At 60.1% G+C, this 16,926-nt stretch carries 14 protein-coding genes; 10 read left to right on the plus strand and 4 right to left on the minus strand.

Annotation, left to right across the window (positions count from 1 at the left end):
• Nucleotides 1-5: 5 nt before the first annotated feature.
• From trpD to gltA, 3 genes are all read right to left on the minus strand, one after another.
• Nucleotides 6-1,028: an anthranilate phosphoribosyltransferase gene (trpD, locus tag H4I99_RS13955; protein ID WP_163905447.1), complete on the minus strand. Its 1,023-nt coding sequence runs from the start codon at nt 1,026-1,028 to the stop codon at nt 6-8.
• A 21-nt stretch (nt 1,029-1,049) separates the two neighbouring features.
• Complete coding sequence (locus H4I99_RS13960; RefSeq protein WP_163905449.1) at nt 1,050-2,942, minus strand: peptidylprolyl isomerase; 1,893 nt, start codon at nt 2,940-2,942, stop codon at nt 1,050-1,052.
• 306 nt (nt 2,943-3,248) lie between these two features.
• The gene (gltA, locus tag H4I99_RS13965; RefSeq protein ID WP_163905451.1) at nt 3,249-4,538 is read right to left on the minus strand and encodes a citrate synthase; all 1,290 of its coding nucleotides are present in this window, start codon (nt 4,536-4,538) and stop codon (nt 3,249-3,251) included.
• Nucleotides 4,539-4,839: 301 nt separating this feature from the next.
• Here gltA and H4I99_RS13970 point away from each other — a divergent pair, with 301 nt between their 5' ends.
• Nucleotides 4,840-7,359: a ComEC/Rec2 family competence protein gene (locus H4I99_RS13970; protein WP_244625082.1), complete on the plus strand. Its 2,520-nt coding sequence runs from the start codon at nt 4,840-4,842 to the stop codon at nt 7,357-7,359.
• On the opposite strand, the gene lexA is transcribed toward H4I99_RS13970, so the two are convergent.
• Nucleotides 7,340-8,050, minus strand: a complete 711-nt coding sequence (lexA, locus tag H4I99_RS13975) for a transcriptional repressor LexA (RefSeq protein WP_099057759.1) — start codon at nt 8,048-8,050, stop codon at nt 7,340-7,342. The two genes, H4I99_RS13970 and lexA, sit on opposite strands and share 20 nt — an antisense overlap.
• 215 nt (nt 8,051-8,265) lie before the next feature.
• Here lexA and H4I99_RS13980 point away from each other — a divergent pair, with 215 nt between their 5' ends.
• The 9 genes from H4I99_RS13980 (at nt 8,266) to H4I99_RS14020 (ending at nt 16,898) form a co-directional block, all read left to right on the plus strand.
• Nucleotides 8,266-9,159, plus strand: a complete 894-nt coding sequence (locus H4I99_RS13980) for a VOC family protein (protein ID WP_163905453.1) — start codon at nt 8,266-8,268, stop codon at nt 9,157-9,159.
• Complete coding sequence (gene kdsA, locus H4I99_RS13985) at nt 9,156-10,004, plus strand: 3-deoxy-8-phosphooctulonate synthase (RefSeq protein ID WP_163905455.1); 849 nt, start codon at nt 9,156-9,158, stop codon at nt 10,002-10,004. The genes H4I99_RS13980 and kdsA overlap by 4 nt, the downstream gene beginning before the upstream one ends.
• 207 nt (nt 10,005-10,211) lie before the next feature.
• A complete protein-coding gene (eno, locus tag H4I99_RS13990; protein WP_163905456.1) occupies nt 10,212-11,486 on the plus strand; it encodes a phosphopyruvate hydratase in 1,275 nt (424 codons plus the stop codon).
• Between the two features lie 141 nt (nt 11,487-11,627).
• The gene (locus tag H4I99_RS13995; protein ID WP_099060005.1) at nt 11,628-11,945 is read left to right on the plus strand and encodes an FtsB family cell division protein; all 318 of its coding nucleotides are present in this window, start codon (nt 11,628-11,630) and stop codon (nt 11,943-11,945) included.
• Between the two features lie 148 nt (nt 11,946-12,093).
• Nucleotides 12,094-13,140 (plus strand): pyruvate dehydrogenase (acetyl-transferring) E1 component subunit alpha, encoded by a 1,047-nt coding sequence (pdhA, locus tag H4I99_RS14000; protein WP_163905457.1) that lies wholly within the window; start codon nt 12,094-12,096, stop codon nt 13,138-13,140.
• A 19-nt stretch (nt 13,141-13,159) separates the two neighbouring features.
• Nucleotides 13,160-14,551: a pyruvate dehydrogenase complex E1 component subunit beta gene (locus H4I99_RS14005; protein WP_163905458.1), complete on the plus strand. Its 1,392-nt coding sequence runs from the start codon at nt 13,160-13,162 to the stop codon at nt 14,549-14,551.
• A 15-nt stretch (nt 14,552-14,566) separates the two neighbouring features.
• Nucleotides 14,567-15,913, plus strand: a complete 1,347-nt coding sequence (locus tag H4I99_RS14010) for a pyruvate dehydrogenase complex dihydrolipoamide acetyltransferase (protein WP_163905459.1) — start codon at nt 14,567-14,569, stop codon at nt 15,911-15,913.
• A gap of 16 nt (nt 15,914-15,929) precedes the next feature.
• Nucleotides 15,930-16,568 carry an SGNH/GDSL hydrolase family protein gene (locus H4I99_RS14015; protein WP_163905460.1) on the plus strand — a complete coding sequence of 213 codons (639 nt, stop codon included), beginning with the start codon at nt 15,930-15,932 and terminating at the stop codon, nt 16,566-16,568.
• 90 nt (nt 16,569-16,658) lie between these two features.
• Nucleotides 16,659-16,898 (plus strand): HP1242/YdcH family protein, encoded by a 240-nt coding sequence (locus H4I99_RS14020; protein ID WP_099057767.1) that lies wholly within the window; start codon nt 16,659-16,661, stop codon nt 16,896-16,898.
• Nucleotides 16,899-16,926: the final 28 nt, after the last annotated feature.

Below are 16,926 nucleotides of genomic sequence, written 5' to 3' on the forward strand. Positions count from 1 at the left end.
CAAGCTTAGCCCTGTGCGGCGGAATTGGAAACCTCGATCAGCTTGTCGAGCGCGGCCGCCGCCGAACCCGAATCGAGTGCCTGGCTTGCTACGGCCATGCCATCACGCACGTTGTCGACCCGTCCGGCCACGATGAGCGAAGCGGCAGCGTTGCACAGCGCCACGTCGCGGTAGGCATTCTTGGCGCCGGAAAGCACCTCCCGAAGCGCGGCTGCATTCACTACACCGTCACCCCCTCGGATGGCCTCGATCGATACAGTCGCCACACCGAAATCGTCGGGCGTGAGTTCGAAGGCGGTGATCTCGCCGTTCTTTAGGGCCGCAACCTGAGTCGGTCCAGTGGTCGTGACCTCATCGAGGCCGCTGCCATGAACTACCCAGGCGCTGGTCAGACCAAGATCGCGCAACGCCTCGGCGCCGGGCAGAAGCCATTCCGGCGAATAGACGCCGAAGAGCTGCCGCTTGACGTTTGCCGGGCTGGAGAGTGGGCCGACGATGTTGAAGATCGTGCGGGTGCCGAGTTCGACGCGGGCAGGGCCGACATGGCGCATGGCCGGATGGTGGATCTGCGCGAACATGAAGCCAATACCCGCCTCGCGGATGCAGCGCGAGATGGTTTCCGGATCGATGTCGAGTTTCACGCCGAGTTGCGAGAGAGCGTCCGCGGTTCCCGATTTCGAGCTCAGCGCCTTGTTGCCGTGCTTGGCAACGGGAACGCCTGCACCTGCGACGATCAGCGAGGCGAGAGTCGAAATGTTATAGGTGTTGGTACCATCACCGCCGGTCCCGACGATGTCGATGGAGTCCTCTGGCGCTTCGACGGAGACCATCTTTGACCGCATGATCGAGACGGCGCCGGCGATCTCGTCGACGGTTTCACCACGCACGCGCAACGCCATCAGGAAGCCGCCGATCTGGGCCATGCTGGCCTCACCCGACATCATCACTTCAAAGGCGTCGCTGGCTTCCTGTCGCGTCAGCGCCTGCCGAGCCGCGATCTTGGCGATGAAAGGTTTCAACCCGGACATGCTTTTCTCTTCCCCCTGCGCCTAGCGACGAACCATCGCCTGTTCGGCAAGGGTCTGGTTGATCGTGACGCCATACTGCGCCTGCAGGCGGCTCACCATCTGGTCGAGGATATCGTCACCGGCAGCGCGGGCGATTTCCGTGATCTGTGCATCGTCATTGGTCAGCACATCGGACGAACCCTGATCACGTTCATCGGTAACCTTCAGCAGGATCTGGGTCGACGGATCACCTCCCGGAGCGGTGGCAACAGTGCCGACGGGGCCACTGAAGGCTGCAACGACAGCGGCCGGGCCGAGGACGGCGTCTTCCGTCTGGCGCTGAAGGCCGAGCTTCGTTTCGACAGCAAGGCCGAGTTCTGCCGCAGCGTCCTCCAGCGTACCGCCCTGGGCGAGGCGCTGCTTCAGGCTCTCGGCCTTGGCTCCGAGCGCAATTTTCTGCTGCTCGGCAGTCCAGTCGGCGACGGCCTTGTCGTGCACTTCGTCCAGTGTACGGTCTCGCTCCGCGGTGATGTCCTTCACCTCGAGCCAAACATAGCCGCCATTGCCGATGTTGATAGGCAGTGCCTCGACACCGACATCCGTTTGGAAAGCTTCATCGAGAAGCGCCTGACGCTCGGGCAGATTGGAAACATCGTTTCCGTTCTCATCCTTGCCATTACGGTCGACAGCTTTCACAGTAACGGCGGACAGCTTCAGTTCCTTTGCCGCTTCATCGAGAGGCATGCCGCCGGCCCTCAGGTCTTCGAAACGGTCATGCACGTTCGCGATGTCCTGAACGGCAGCGGAATCGGCGAGCGATTCGCGGATCTCCTCGCGAACCTCGTCGAGGCTGCGGGTGCGGCCTTCCTTGATATTGGTGACCCGAAGAATGACCGGACCTAGCGCCCCGTCGACAACCGGCGTTGTCGCGCCTTCCTTGGTTACGGCGAAGGCCGCATCCGCAAGGGCGGGATCGGGAAGCTTGTCACGGGAGAACTCGCCGAGCAGCACGTCGCTTGCGGTCTTGCCCTGATCGGTAACAAGCTGGTCGAACAGTGTGCCGGACTTGAGTTCGGCTTCAGCCGCCTCAGCCATTTCGCGGTTTTCGAAGGAGAGTTGCTCGATTGTTCGCGTTCCGGCGATCTCGTAGCTTGCCTTCCGCTTTTCATAATCCTCAGCGATCGCTTCGTCGGTAATGGCGCCCTTGTCCGCTATATCGGCGGCTTCGAGCTTCACATAGGTGAGACTGCGATATTCTGGTGCCCGGTAGCGGCTTTTCACGGTGTCGAACCAGGTCGCAAGCGTCTTTTCGTCGGGCGCCTTGACCGGATCGATATTGGCATTGGTCAAGAGGATATAGGAGATATCACGGTTCTCGTAGCGATAGCTCTTAAGAGCATCGACGAGAACCTTCGGCGCGGTGAAACCATCCGACGTCGCCTCCACGATCTGGCTACGTACGGCAACCTTGGAGCGTTCGCGGATATAATCGTCCTCTCGGAGGCCGGCGTTGCGCAGGCGGCTGGTGAAGAGCTGACGGTCGAACTGGCCGTTATCGGACTTGAAGGCCGGATCCTCTGCAATCAGCTGGGCGAGCTTGTCTTCGGAAAGACCGAGACGCATGTCCTGCGAAAGCTGGTCGAGGGCAGCACCTGCAGAAAGCTCGGCGAAAACCTGGTTCTCCACGCCGAGCGCCCGGGCCTGCTCGCTGGTTAGCTGCACACCGAAGCGGCGGCCGAGTTCTGCAAGCTTGCGCTGGTAGGCGAGACTGAACTCGTTCGGCGAAATCGTCTGGTCACCGACGGTAACCACCGCATTGCTTGTGGAGCTGAAGAGCGATGCTGATATTCCCCAGACCCCGAAGGATACGACAAGCAGAAGCATCAACAACTTTGCGACCGCCGTATGGGCGGCTTTTCTCAGAACGGTGAGCATCGGAACTCAAATACCTCATTGCGGATATTCGCGGGGCCTGCGAAGCAGAAAACGTTCCTTAAATCAAAGCTTGGCGGAAATGAAGGCTAGAATGGCGAAAAGCCTTGCGCGTCGGCAACATTTGAGCGTGCAATGAATTCAGCTTTGCGTGAGGGGAGGCATCCAGCCACGACCGTTTTACTGAAAGGAAGTGTCTGACTGAAGCTGAAGGCTCACGCCATGTGAGCAGCAGCCGACGTTCTCCCTCAAACGAAAAACGCCGGCGGAGAAATCCGCCGGCGTTTTCTGTCGATTGAATGAAGCAGATCAGCGCTTGGAGACCGCTACATAGTCGCGCTTCGGAGCGCCGGTGTAGAGCTGGCGCGGGCGACCGATGCGCTGCTGCGGATCTTCGATCATCTCGTTCCACTGAGCGATCCAGCCGACGGTGCGGGCGAGAGCGAAGAGTACGGTGAACATGGTGGTGGGGAAGCCGAGTGCACGCAACGTGATGCCCGAATAGAAGTCGACGTTCGGGTAGAGCTTCTTTTCCTTGAAGTACTCGTCGCTGAGCGCGATGCGTTCCAGTTCCAGTGCGACCTGCATCAGCGGATCGTCCGAATGACCGGTTGCCTCCAGTACTTCGTACATGGTCTGCTGCATGATCTTGGCGCGCGGGTCATAGTTCTTGTAGACGCGGTGACCGAATCCCATCAGGCGGAACGGATCGTTCTTGTCCTTGGCGCGGGCGATGTACTCCGGAATACGATCTACGGAACCGATTTCCATCAGCATGTTGAGTGCTGCTTCGTTCGCGCCGCCGTGGGCCGGGCCCCAGAGGCAGGCAATGCCGGCAGCGATGCAGGCGAACGGGTTGGCGCCAGACGAGCCGGCGAGGCGGACCGTCGAGGTCGATGCGTTCTGCTCGTGGTCGGCATGCAGGATGAAGATGCGGTCCATGGCGCGGGCCAGAACCGGATTCACCTTATACTCTTCGCACGGCACGGCAAAGCACATACGCAGGAAGTTGGAGGCGTAGTCGAGATCGTTTTTCGGGTAAACGAAGGGCTGGCCGATGTGGTACTTGTAGGCCATGGCCGCGATCGTCGGCATCTTGGCGATCATGCGCAGCGAAGCAACCATGCGCTGGTGGGGATCGGTGATGTCGGTGGAGTCGTGATAGAAGGCCGAGAGAGCGCCAACCGTGCCGACCATGACAGCCATCGGATGGGCGTCGCGGCGGTAGCCAGAGAAGAACTTGCTCATCTGTTCATGCACCATGGTGTGGTGCGTGACACGGTAGTCGAAGTCCTTCTTCTGCGCAGCAGTTGGCAGTTCGCCGTAAAGAAGCAGATAGCAGACCTCGAGGAAATCACCCTTTTGCGCCAACTGCTCGATCGGATAGCCGCGGTGCAGCAACACGCCCTCGTCGCCATCGATGTAGGTGATCTTGGACTCGCAGGAGGCAGTGGAGGTGAAACCAGGGTCGTAGGTGAACATGCCGGTGTGCTTGTAAAGCGTACCGATATCGACGACATCCGGGCCGATCGTGCCCGATTTTACAGGCAGTTCAGCCGATTTTTCCCCGAGTTTCAAAGAAGCGCTTTTGTCCGTCATGCTAATCCTCCGGAATTGGCGGGAGGCGTCCCGAAGGGCGCCTTGGGTTTAAGCGTAGGGATGTAGCTATATGATACGGAAGTTAATGCCAAGCTATCCAAAGGGCAAATTGTGCGTCGCAAAAGCCTATTAAAGAGGCAGGTGCGAGATTTAATCGATTGAACAAGCTTTCGGGTATTGCATGCTTTTCGGTACACGCCAAAATTGCTAATTTGCAAAACGAGCCTCCATCTTGCCGCAGCCGTTGAACGACGGATAAAAAGCGGCGTAAGGCTGTCGAAGATGTGGGCCGGGGGAGCATTTGGGGCAGGTCGCCAAGCACGAATCCGTAAATGAGCAGGCTTACGGCCGGCTCGCCCAACCGCTGATGGTTGTAGAAGAAAACTATCCCCTTGCCCTTCCGCCAAGACCGACACGCAATGCTGCCCTGCAACTGGCGGAGGGCTCGGCGAGGCTTTTGCGGGCGGGGAGGACGGCTTTAGCGGGTGAGGAGGCCCATGGCCACCTCTTCCATTTCGTCCCAGTCTTCCTTGGAGTCGGTGCCGTCACATGGTTCAGCATGGCCGAGCCGCCCGGCGCTATCGCCCTTTTCATTATGTTTGGCGTTCTTGCGACGGTCGCGTGGGTCGTGCGCTACGGTCGGCTGTTTGTGGCCTTCGGTGCGTTTGCAACTACTCTTTTTGTCGCGGGGATGATGCTTGCCAATGCGGAGGCATGGCGGGAGGGGACCATCATTCTGGATACGCCGGTCACCACTGTCGTCTCCGGCATCGTTGAGCGGCGGGAAGCGGGATCGAGGGGTGAATGGCGATATGTGGTGAGAGTGACGTCAACCAGAGACCCACAGATCCGCCGGCCGCCCGAACGCGTGTCGCTTCTTGCCCGCGGCAAGCACGAGCCGGCGCCGATCGGCGGATATCTCTCCGGCCGGGCACGCCTATCCCCGCCATCCGGTCCCGCATTGCCGGGGCTCAATGATTTCGCTTTCGCCAGCTATTTCGATGGCGTCGGCGCAGTCGGTTTTTTCCTGGGGCCACCGCAATCGCAGTCGAGGCCTTACGAAGGAGGAGCCGAGACATGGGGGCTGCGGTTCGACCGGACGCTTTTTTCTCTCCGGGACGATATTTCGACACGTATTCGATCCGTCATTCCTGGCGATCCCGGCGCCTTCGCGGCATCCATTATCACCGGCGAGCGACGCTCCATGTCGAAGGAGGCTACGGAGGCGCTCCGGCTTTCAGGTCTGGCGCACATCACCGCCATTTCCGGACTCAACATGGCGCTTGCCGCAGGTATCTTCTTCGTCGGTCTGCGCAAGCTGCTGAGTCTGCTACCGGGGCTTGCCCACGCGGTTTCGATCAAGAAGCTTGCAGCCACCGGCGCGCTTGTCGGGGCTTTCACCTACCTGCTCATCTCCGGATATCAGGTCTCTGCCGTTCGCGCCTTCCTCATGACGGCGATCATGCTCATGGCGGTTCTGTTCGACCGACCGGCAATCAGTCTGAGAAATCTTGCGCTAGCCGCGATCGTCATCGTTGCCGTGACGCCTTCGGCGATCATGGGGCCGAGCTTCCAGATGTCGTTTGCCGCGACAGCCGCGCTGATCGCCGGTTATGCGGCGTGGCGAGACAGGCCCGCGAGACGATGGATCCCTGATTTCGACTTTCCCGGCGCGAACGCGCTGCGCTGGAGTTGGGGCGTGATTGCCGGCACCATCATGACCTCGCTGATCGGCGGCCTGTCGACGGCAGTCTTCGCCATCGCCCACTTTCATCGTCTCGCGCCGCATAGTCTCGAGGCAAATCTTGCCGCCATGCCACTGATTTCGTTGATCATCATGCCGGCCGGGCTCGTTGCGATGCTGCTGATGCCCTTCGGCCTCGATACCCCTTTCCTCGTTTCCATGGGCGTCGGTCTGGAATGGGTGCTGGTCATCGCGCGGGAGGTTTCCGCCTGGGGCGAGGGCGTCGGCTTTCTGCAGCCGCCGGCATGGTTTCTGCCCGTCGCATCCCTCGGCCTGCTGTTCCTTACCTTGTTAAGCAGCATCTGGCGGCATGTCGGCAGCCTGTTGCTTGTCATCGCTGGCTCGGCACTATTCTCAGGCGCAACGGGTGTTGAACGCGCAGACGTGCTGGTCTCAGAGGATGGCCGTTTGGTTGGCCTGCTTAAACCGCCCGCGATAGTCGCTACAAACCGCGCCCGCCCGCCATCCTTCATATACGATCAGTGGACTGCGGCCCTGCAATTGAAGACGCATATCGCTCCCGATGAAATAGCCGTTACCGCTCCGCAAAAGACTGCTGATGGTGGTCGGGTGAAGCGAACTCCGGTGGAAGTGGACACGTCCGTCGAGCGCATGCGCCAAGCGCTGGCCGATATCGAAATCGGCCGTTTCATCTGTGAGTCGAAGACATGGTGCATGGCAAGGTTGACCAACGGCTGGATCGTCGCAACGGTCGAGGACGGCGCGCTTGTGGGCAAGGCTTGTGATATCGCCGACCTGGTGATCTCCGAACGGCGCACGAACTTTCCCGGTTGCCTATCCGGTGCCGTCCTGATGACTGCCGAAACGCTGAGAAGAAGCGGCGCAATCGAACTTCGCCTCGGCGACCGCGCAACCCGGCAGTTTGCTGTTGAGGCATCCTTCAGCGGTCCGCCGCGCCCCTGGTCGCAGCATCGCTATTACGATTGGCGCAGCGGCAAATTCCAGATGGCTTCAACGCCATTCACGCCTGGTCAAAACAGTCCCGTCGTGACCAGCGGAGGCGGCACCGTTTCAGAAATGCAGCCCGAAGCCACGATCAGTGATAACGGCGAATGAGGCCGACGAGTTTGCCTTGAACCTTCACGCGGTCGGGTCCGAAGATGCGCGTCTCGTAGGCCGGATTGGCGGCTTCAAGCGCAATCGATGCGCCGCGCCGACGGAAGCGTTTCAGCGTCGCTTCTTCGTCATCGACGAGTGCGACGACGATATCTCCGGGGCTTGCCGTCGATGTGTTGCGGATGATGACCGTATCGCCATCGAGAATGCCGGCGTCGATCATCGAATCGCCCTTGACCTCAAGCGCGTAATGTTCGCCCGAACCCAGCATTTCCGCCGGAACTGTGATGTCGTGCGTATTGTTCTGGATTGCCGAGATCGGCACACCGGCGGCGATGCGGCCCATGACCGGAACGTTGACGGAATTGGTGTTTTCCGCAACCGGCTTGGGCGGGCTGACAGGCTGCGGCTTGCCGAGACTTCCCTCGATGACGCTTGGCGAGAAACCGCGACGCGGCTGGAGGCTCGGCGTATAGGCTTCCGGCAGCTTGATGACCTCTAGAGCGCGCGCGCGGTTGGGCAGGCGACGAATGAAGCCACGCTCTTCGAGTGCCGTAATCAGACGGTGGATGCCGGACTTGGAGGCAAGATCCAGCGCATCCTTCATCTCGTCGAATGACGGAGGCACACCCGATTCCTTCATCCGCTCGTGAATGAACAGAAGCAGTTCCTGTTGCTTGCGCGTCAGCATGTTGCGGTGCCTCGAATGTGAAACAAATACAGAACAGACACTATCTGTTCCATTTGTGTTCTGCAAGTGCCTAAATTTCCGTGAAGAACCGATCAAGGATCGTCATTTTCCTTTCTCGGCCTGTCGAGGGGGCTGCCGGTCCCGCCTGCTTGCCAATCGGCAGCAAAAGGCTAAAACCTGCGCCCGTCACAACGGCGAGCGAAAGGGCTCCGATTATGTCCGACCATCAAGAGAGCCTGCGCGCGCTCGATCATGTCGTCTTGCCCGTCATGGCGCTGGATGAGGCTCGTGCGCGGCTTGCAAGCCTGGGGTTCACCGTAGCTGCCGATGCCCGCCACCCATTCGGGACGGAAAACGCCTGCGTGTTCTTCTCCGATGATACCTATCTGGAGCCTCTGGCGGTTGCGAGCCGGGAGGAGTGCGAGGCGGCGGCCCGCGCTGGAAACGTATTCGTTGCGCGCGATCAGGCGTTTCGTTTTCGTCGGGGAGAAGGTGCTTCGGCGATTGTCGTCAAGAGCCTGGACGCGACCGCTGACCACGCAAGGTTCGGCGCTGCGGGGTTTTCGGCGGGCGACATGCTGTATTTCGAACGCCCGATGAAGCTGCCGGATGGCACTGAAACGACTGCAGGTTTCCGCCTGGCCTTCGCAAGCGATCTGCGCGCCCCCGATTTCTTCCTGTTTGCATGCCAGCGGGTCAATGCTCTTCCTGCCAATCGGGGTGGTCTGGAGCGTCATGACAATGGCGTGCTCGGCATTGCCGCTGTGGTCCTGAGCGAGGAGAACCCCTCCGATTTTCAGTACCTCCTTGAAACCGTGTTCGGTCAACGCGAAATAGAGGCGCATTCGTTCGGCATCGGCCTGCAGTCGGCCAATGTTCGCATCGAGGCGCTGACGTCTGCGGGGTTGAGCGGCTATTACGGCATTGCTTCCAGCCCGCGCGGGCGGGGGCTGGATGCCGTAGCAGTCGTCTTCCGTGTCGGTGATATCGGCGTGACAGAGCGACTGCTCGCTGATAGGGGCATCGCATTCGCGCGCCATGGGGCGCGGCTCGTCGTGCCTCCGGCTGCGGGGCAGGGTGTTTCTTTTGTTTTCGAGGGTATCGCATGAGCAATTCCACCAATTCCGAAGTCTTCGTGGGCGAGGGCGATAACCGTGTGCTTTTCTCCAATAGCGCCCGCTTCGCCCTGATCGCCGGTCCCTGCCAGATGGAGAGCCGCGATCACGCCTTCATGATCGCCGGCGTCCTCAAGGAGCTTTGCGATCGCCTCGGCCTTGGCCTCGTCTACAAGTCGTCCTTCGACAAGGCGAACCGCACCTCCCTTTCGGGCAAGCGCGGCATCGGCCTTGAAAAGGCGCTTGAAGTCTTTGCCGACCTGAAGAAGGAATACGGTTTCCCCGTGATCACCGACATCCATACGGAAGAGCAGTGCGCGGCGGTCGCACCCGTGGTCGACATGCTGCAGATCCCGGCGTTTCTTTGCCGCCAGACGGATTTGCTGGTCGCGGCTGCAAAGACCGGCCGTGTCATCAACGTCAAGAAGGGCCAGTTTCTTGCTCCCTGGGACATGAAGAATGTCCTTAACAAGATAACCACCAGCGGAAATCCTAATGTTCTGCTGTGCGAGCGCGGCGCTTCCTTCGGCTACAACACGCTGGTTTCCGACATGCGGTCGCTGCCGATCATGGCGGAAACCGGGGCTCCGGTGGTCTTTGACGCTACCCATTCCGTGCAGCAGCCGGGCGGGCAGGGCGGTTCGACCGGCGGCGACCGCCGTTTCGTCGAGACCCTGGCGCGCGCTGCGATCGCGGTCGGCATTGCCGGGCTCTTCGTCGAGACTCACGAGGACCCGGATAATGCTCCCTCCGACGGACCTAACATGGTCCGGCTGGACGACATGCCGAGGCTTCTGGAGAAGCTCCTCGCGTTCGACGCGATCGCCAAGAGTAACTGACGCTCTTCCATCGACCGGATGATGATGCGCCGGCCCGAAAGCGGCCGGCGTTTCCCGTTTTCTGTCCCGTTTACCCTTTCCTTCTTTCTCGGCCTTTCCCGATGCCTCGCTGGTTGCGATGTCATATGCTTGCCATTGTATTTTCCCTTGCTTCGATTAAGAGAAGGCCGTCCTCTTCTCTCGACTAAGAGCCATCAGGGAGCCAACATGACCGCCATTACCGACATCATCGGCCGCGAAATTCTCGACAGCCGTGGCAATCCGACCGTAGAGGTCGACGTCTATCTCGAAGACGGCAGCATGGGCCGCGCGGCGGTTCCGTCGGGTGCTTCGACCGGCGCGCATGAAGCCGTTGAACTGCGCGACGGCGGCAGCCGCTACCTGGGCAAGGGCGTCGAGAAGGCTGTCGATGCCGTCAATACCGAAATCTTCGATGCAATCGGCGGTCTCGATGCCGAGAACCAGATCCAGCTCGACCGGATCATGATCGAACTCGACGGCACGCCGAACAAGTCGCGCCTCGGCGCAAACGCCATTCTCGGCGTCTCGCTCGCTATTGCCAAGGCTGCTGCCGAATCCTCCGGCCTGCCGCTATATCGTTATGTCGGTGGTCCGAACGCTCATGTTCTCCCGGTTCCGATGATGAATATCATCAACGGCGGCGCGCATGCCGACAACCCGATCGACTTCCAGGAATTCATGATCATGCCGGTTGGTGCGGACAACATCCGCGACGCCGTCCGCATGGGCTCGGAAGTCTTCCACACGCTCAAGAAGGAACTCGCTGCCCAGGGTCACAACACGAACGTCGGTGACGAAGGCGGTTTTGCTCCGGGTCTCGAAAGCGCGCCTGCTGCTCTCGACTTCATCATGAAGTCGATCGAAAAGGCCGGCTACCGTCCGGGCGAGGACATGTTCCTTGCACTCGACTGCGCCTCCACCGAATTCTTCAAGGACGGCAAGTACGTTCTGGAAGGCGAAGGCCGTACCCTCGAGCCGGAAGCAATGGCTGACTATCTCGCCGAGCTTGCCGCCAAATACCCGATCATCTCGATCGAGGACGGCATGGCTGAAGATGACTGGGCTGGCTGGAAGGCCCTGACCGACAAGATCGGCTCCAAGGTTCAGCTGGTCGGCGACGACCTGTTCGTCACCAACTCGGCCCGCCTGCGCGACGGTATCAAGATGGGCGTTGCCAACTCGATCCTCGTCAAGGTCAACCAGATCGGCTCGCTTTCCGAGACCCTCGACGCCGTCGAGACCGCTCACAAGGCTCGCTACACTGCAGTCATGTCGCACCGCTCCGGCGAAACTGAGGATTCGACGATTGCCGACCTCGCCGTCGCAACCAACTGCGGTCAGATCAAGACCGGTTCGCTGGCCCGCTCGGACCGGCTCGCAAAGTACAACCAACTGATCCGTATCGAGGAAGCCCTTGGCCCGCAGGCCACCTATGCCGGCACCTCCATCCTGCGCGGCTGATTTTTCCAATTGCGGCATTTTCGGCCCGCGCCCTGAAAAGGGGCGCGGGCTTTTTCGTTTGCCGACACTCTCGGTCAACGAACGGTTAAGCTCTGAACGCTAATCTGAATGAACTGTTTTGCGTTTCAGGGCATCGTGCATATGTGGACCAGGCATCACAAAAAAAGAAAATTCGGACGCCTCGTTCTTCCCGCTGTCACTGTCGCCTTTCTTTCCTACTTCGGTTATCATTCCGTGCATGGCGATTTCGGTCTGCGTGCGGCGCAGGAATTCGAGCGCCAGCGTGTGGTTCGCAGCGGTGAGCTTGCGCACCTCGTGGCTCAGCGCAAACAGCTTGAGCGACAGGTGGAGTTGATGAGCGACGGCTCGCTGGAGCGTGACATGATCGATGAGAAGGCGCGTTACCAGCTGAACATGTCCAGGCCCGACGAAATCGTCATTTTTAACAAGGCCTTGTAGTTAACCGAAATCAGGTTAATTGAAGATTTCATAAAAAATTCATGTGCTTACATAGAATGTGAGGCATGCAATTCTGGCATTGCGGTTGAGCTCTTTCTTGCTTATTCTGCGGCCAACCAAATTCGACCATAACGCACGGGAGGGATGAATGGCGCCGCGCAAATCCGCGACTGCTACCAGCCGCAAAACTACGGCCAAGCCTGCGAAGAAGGATTTCACCGAAGGAGCGATCAGCGAGTTCGACCGCGATACGGAGCTTAAGGCCTATCGTGAAATGCTTCTTATCCGCCGCTTCGAGGAAAAGGCCGGCCAGCTTTACGGCATGGGCTTCATTGGCGGTTTCTGTCACCTTTATATCGGCCAGGAAGCTGTCGTCGTCGGCATGCAGATGGCGTTGAAGGATGGCGATCAGGTCATCACCGGTTATCGTGACCACGGCCACATGCTGGCCTGCGGCATGAGTGCCCGCGGCGTCATGGCTGAGTTGACTGGTCGTCGTGGCGGCTTGTCGAAAGGCAAGGGCGGCTCGATGCACATGTTCTCCAAGGAGAAGAACTTCTACGGCGGTCACGGTATCGTCGGCGCCCAGGTGTCGCTCGGTACCGGTCTGGCCTTCGCCAACAGCTATCGTGACAACGGTCTCGTCTCGGTCGCCTACTTCGGTGACGGTGCCGCCAACCAGGGTCAGGTCTACGAAAGCTTCAACATGGCCGAGCTCTGGAAGCTTCCGGTCATCTACGTGATCGAGAACAACCGCTACGCCATGGGTACGGCCGTCTCGCGCGCTTCCGCGCAGACGAACTTCTCGCAGCGCGGCGTCTCCTTCAATATCCCCGGCATTCAGGTCGACGGGATGGATGTCCGCGCGGTTCGCGCCGCGGGCGAGCAGGCTGCCGAATATTGCCGCGCCGGCAAGGGCCCGGTCATCCTCGAAATGATGACCTATCGCTACCGCGGTCACTCCATGTCCGACCCGGCGAAGTATCGCTCAAAGGATGAAGTGCAGAAGATGCGTTCCGAGCACGATCCGATCGAGCAGGTTCGCAACCGCCTGCTGGAAAAGGGCTGGGCCAGCGAAGAGGAGCTGAAGCAGATCGACAAGGACGTCCGCGACATCGTTGCCGACAGCGCCGATTTCGCCCAGGCCGACCCGGAGCCGGATGCATCCGAGCTCTACACCGATATCCTGTTGTAAGTTGGGAGAGGGTAAGCCCATGCCAATCGATATTCTCATGCCCGCCCTTTCTCCGACCATGGAAGAGGGTACCCTGTCCAAGTGGGTCAAGAAGGAAGGCGACGCCGTAAAGTCCGGCGACGTGATCGCCGAAATCGAAACCGACAAGGCCACCATGGAAGTGGAAGCCGTTGATGAAGGCGTGCTCGGCAAGCTTCTGGTTGCCGCCGGCACCGAAAACGTCAAGGTCAACACGCCGATCGCAGTACTGCTGCAGGATGGCGAAACCGCCGCCGACATCGGCAACGAAAAGCCTGCCGCTTTGCCGAAGGCCGACGTTGCCCCGGCTCCTGCCGCTGTCGAAGCCGAAAAGCCGGCTGCTTCCGCTTCGGTTCCAGCTGCACCCGTTGTAACCGTCGCCGCCGATCCGGATATCCCGGCCGGCACCGAAATGGTGACCATGACCGTTCGCGAAGCGCTTCGCGAAGCCATGGCCGAGGAAATGCGCTCCAATCCGGACGTCTTCATCATGGGCGAGGAAGTCGCCGAGTATCAGGGCGCCTACAAGATCACCCAGGGCCTTCTGCAGGAATTCGGTCCGAAGCGCGTGGTCGACACCCCGATCACCGAGCACGGCTTTGCCGGCGTCGGCGTCGGTGCGGCCATGGCAGGCCTTCGCCCGATCGTCGAGTTCATGACCTTCAACTTCGCCATGCAGGCGATTGACCAGATCATCAACTCCGCGGCCAAGACACTCTACATGTCCGGCGGCCAGATGGGCGCACCGATCGTGTTTCGTGGTCCGAACGGAGCGGCCGCACGTGTTGCGGCCCAGCACAGCCAGGACTACGCATCCTGGTACAGCCACATTCCGGGCCTCAAGGTCATCCAGCCATATACGGCCGCTGATGCCAAGGGTCTGCTGAAGGCTGCCATCCGCGATCCGAACCCGGTGATCTTCCTCGAAAACGAAATCCTCTACGGTCATTCCTTTGAAGTGCCGAAGCTCGATGATTTCGTCCTGCCGATCGGCAAGGCGCGCATCCACAAGGCCGGCTCCGACGTCACGGTCGTATCCTGGGGCATTGGCATGACCTATGCCACCAAGGCTGTCGAGGAACTGTCCAAGGAAGGCATCGACGTCGAGCTGATCGACCTTCGCACCATCCGTCCGATGGACATCCCGACCGTGGTCGAATCGGTCAAGAAGACCGGTCGTCTCGTCACGGTCGAGGAAGGTTATCCGCAGTCGTCGGTCGGCACCGAAATCGCCACCCGCGTCATGCAGCAGGCCTTCGATTACCTCGATGCGCCGATCCTGACGATTGCCGGCAAGGACGTTCCGATGCCTTACGCGGCAAATCTCGAAAAGCTGGCGCTGCCGAATGTCGGCGAAGTCGTCCAGGCGGTGAAAACCGTCTGCTACAAGTAACGGGAGGGTAGTAACATGCCGATCAACATCACGATGCCGGCACTCTCCCCGACCATGGAAGAGGGCAATCTTGCCAAGTGGCTTGTCAAGGAAGGCGACCAGATCAAGTCGGGCGATGTCATTGCCGAGATCGAGACCGACAAGGCGACCATGGAAGTGGAAGCTGTCGACGAGGGGACACTTGCGAAGATCGTCGTGCCGGCTGGAACCGAAGGCGTCAAGGTCAACACCCTGATTGCCGTTCTGGCCGCGGAAGGCGAGGATGTTCAGGCCGCCGCCGCAGGCGGTGCTGCCTCCGCTCCCGCTCCGAAGGCCGAAGCCGCACCTGCTGCTCAGCCTGTTCCGGCTGCCGCAGCGCCCGTCGCTGCCGCGGCTCCGGTTGCGGCTGCACCGGTAAAGTCGGATGCCAATCGCGTCTTCGCTTCGCCATTGGCCCGTCGTCTGGCCAAGGAAGCCGGTCTCGACCTTTCCGTCGTCTCCGGCACCGGCCCGCATGGCCGCGTCGTCAAGAGCGATATCGAGAAGACAATTGCGTCCGGCGGTGCAAAGGCTGCTCCGGCACCGGCTGCAGCAGCATCCGCCGCCGCTCCGGCTCCGGCCCTTGCCAAGGGTGCGGGCGACGACGCCGTTCTCAAGCTGTTCGAGCAGGGTTCCTACGAGGTCCTGCCGCATGACGGCATGCGCAAGACGATCGCCTCGCGCCTTCTGGAATCGCACCAGACCGTTCCGTCCTACTTCGTCTCGATGGATTGCGAGATCGACGCACTGTTGAAGCTGCGCGCCGACATCAACAAGTCCGCCCCGACGGTGAAGACGGAAAAGGGCGAAGTTCCGACCTTCAAGTTGTCGGTCAATGACTTCATCATCAAGGCGATGGCGCTTGCGCTCCGCGACGTTCCGGCGGCAAACGCCTCGTGGACCTCCACTGCACGCCTCCTGCACAAGCATTCGGATGTCGGAGTGGCGGTTGCCATTCCGGACGGCCTCATCACGCCGATCATTCGCAAGGCCGAGCAGAAGACGCTTTCCGTCATCTCCAACGAGATGAAGGACCTTGCCAAGCGCGCCCGTGACAAGAAGCTGAAGCCGGATGAATACCAGGGCGGTACCACGGCGGTGTCCAACCTCGGCATGTTCGGCGTGTCGAACTTCACCTCGATCATCAATCCGCCTCATGCTTCGATCGTCTCGATCGGCGCCGGCATTGAAAAGCCGGTGGTGAAGAACGGCGAGATTAAGATCGGCACCGTCATGACCGCGACCTTCGCCTTCGACCACCGCGTCATCGATGGAGCGCTCGGCGCCGAACTCGCTTCGGCCTTCAAGCGCTATATAGAAAGCCCGATGGGAATGCTGGTCTGACCGGGAGAGCGGTTCGATGAAATCCGTTCTCTGCTACGGCGACAGTCTGACCTGGGGATACGATCCGGAGAACATGGGCCGGCATGCCCATGAGGATCGTTGGCCGAGTGTGCTGCAGGGCGCGCTTGGAGCCAGTGTCAGCGTCATCGCCGAAGGGTTGAACGGACGAACCACCGCCTATGACGACCATCTTGCCGATTGCGACCGCAATGGCGTGAAACTGCTGCCGAGCGTGCTGGAGACGCACAAGCCGCTGGATCTCGTGATCCTCATGCTCGGCACCAACGACATGAAGCAAACTGTTGCCGGGACTGCGATCGCTGCCGCCAAGGGTATTGGTCGCCTGATCCGGCAGGTCAGGCTGCATGACTGGGGTTTTGATTTTGAAGGTCCGGATGTGCTGGTGGTTTCGCCGCCTCCGGTCTGCGAGACTGCCAATGCTGCTTTCGCTGCCACGTTCAGGGGTGCGCTGGACGAATCGGCCATGCTCGCAAGTCTCTACCGGGATCTTGCCGATGAAAACGGTTGCGGTTTCTTCGATGCCGGACTGGTGGCGAAGACGACGCCGCTCGATGGAATTCATCTCGATGCGGCCAATACGCGCGCCATCGGGCGCGGTCTCGAGCCGGTCGTGCGCATGATGTTGGGTATATGAGTTCGATCCGAAAAAATTGATCAGGATCAAGGAGAAAGACGACCGGGTGAATAGACTTTGAATATCGACCGACAAAAGAGGAGATATCGAATGTCGAACACCCCGCACGAAATCCAGGACGAGTTTCCGGAATACGCAGAGAAGATGCACGCGCTGAAGGCTGGTGACGAGCGTTTTGGCAAGCTTCTGGAAGACTACCGCGAGGTGAACCGTGCGATCCATCGCGCCGAGACCGAGGTCGAGCCGGTCGGCGACGTGCAGATGGAAACGATGCGCAAGCAGCGCATGGTTCTGAAGGATGAAATCTACGGGATGCTGACCAAGGCTTGATCGGGCTGGTCTCATCCCTCGGAAGGGC

The sequence above is a fragment of the Paenirhizobium daejeonense genome, from assembly GCF_014280875.1.
GTDB classification, from domain to species: Bacteria; Pseudomonadota; Alphaproteobacteria; order Rhizobiales; family Rhizobiaceae; genus Allorhizobium; species Allorhizobium daejeonense.

Bases quoted from the DNA above. Each gene is read 5' to 3' on its own strand.
- H4I99_RS14020 (WP_099057767.1), top strand. From the start codon at position 16,659: ATGTCGAACACCCCGCACGAAATCCAGGACGAGTTTCCGGAATACGCA.
- H4I99_RS14005 (WP_163905458.1), top strand. From the start codon at position 13,160: ATGCCAATCGATATTCTCATGCCCGCCCTTTCTCCGACCATGGAAGAG.
- H4I99_RS13960 (WP_163905449.1), bottom strand. From the start codon at position 2,942: ATGCTCACCGTTCTGAGAAAAGCCGCCCATACGGCGGTCGCAAAGTTG.
- trpD (WP_163905447.1), bottom strand. From the start codon at position 1,028: ATGTCCGGGTTGAAACCTTTCATCGCCAAGATCGCGGCTCGGCAGGCG.
- H4I99_RS13980 (WP_163905453.1), top strand. From the start codon at position 8,266: ATGTCCGACCATCAAGAGAGCCTGCGCGCGCTCGATCATGTCGTCTTG.
- H4I99_RS14010 (WP_163905459.1), top strand. From the start codon at position 14,567: ATGCCGATCAACATCACGATGCCGGCACTCTCCCCGACCATGGAAGAG.
- lexA (WP_099057759.1), bottom strand. From the start codon at position 8,050: ATGCTGACGCGCAAGCAACAGGAACTGCTTCTGTTCATTCACGAGCGG.
- kdsA (WP_163905455.1), top strand. From the start codon at position 9,156: ATGAGCAATTCCACCAATTCCGAAGTCTTCGTGGGCGAGGGCGATAAC.
- gltA (WP_163905451.1), bottom strand. From the start codon at position 4,538: ATGACGGACAAAAGCGCTTCTTTGAAACTCGGGGAAAAATCGGCTGAA.
- pdhA (WP_163905457.1), top strand. From the start codon at position 12,094: ATGGCGCCGCGCAAATCCGCGACTGCTACCAGCCGCAAAACTACGGCC.
- H4I99_RS14015 (WP_163905460.1), top strand. From the start codon at position 15,930: ATGAAATCCGTTCTCTGCTACGGCGACAGTCTGACCTGGGGATACGAT.
- H4I99_RS13995 (WP_099060005.1), top strand. From the start codon at position 11,628: ATGTGGACCAGGCATCACAAAAAAAGAAAATTCGGACGCCTCGTTCTT.
- eno (WP_163905456.1), top strand. From the start codon at position 10,212: ATGACCGCCATTACCGACATCATCGGCCGCGAAATTCTCGACAGCCGT.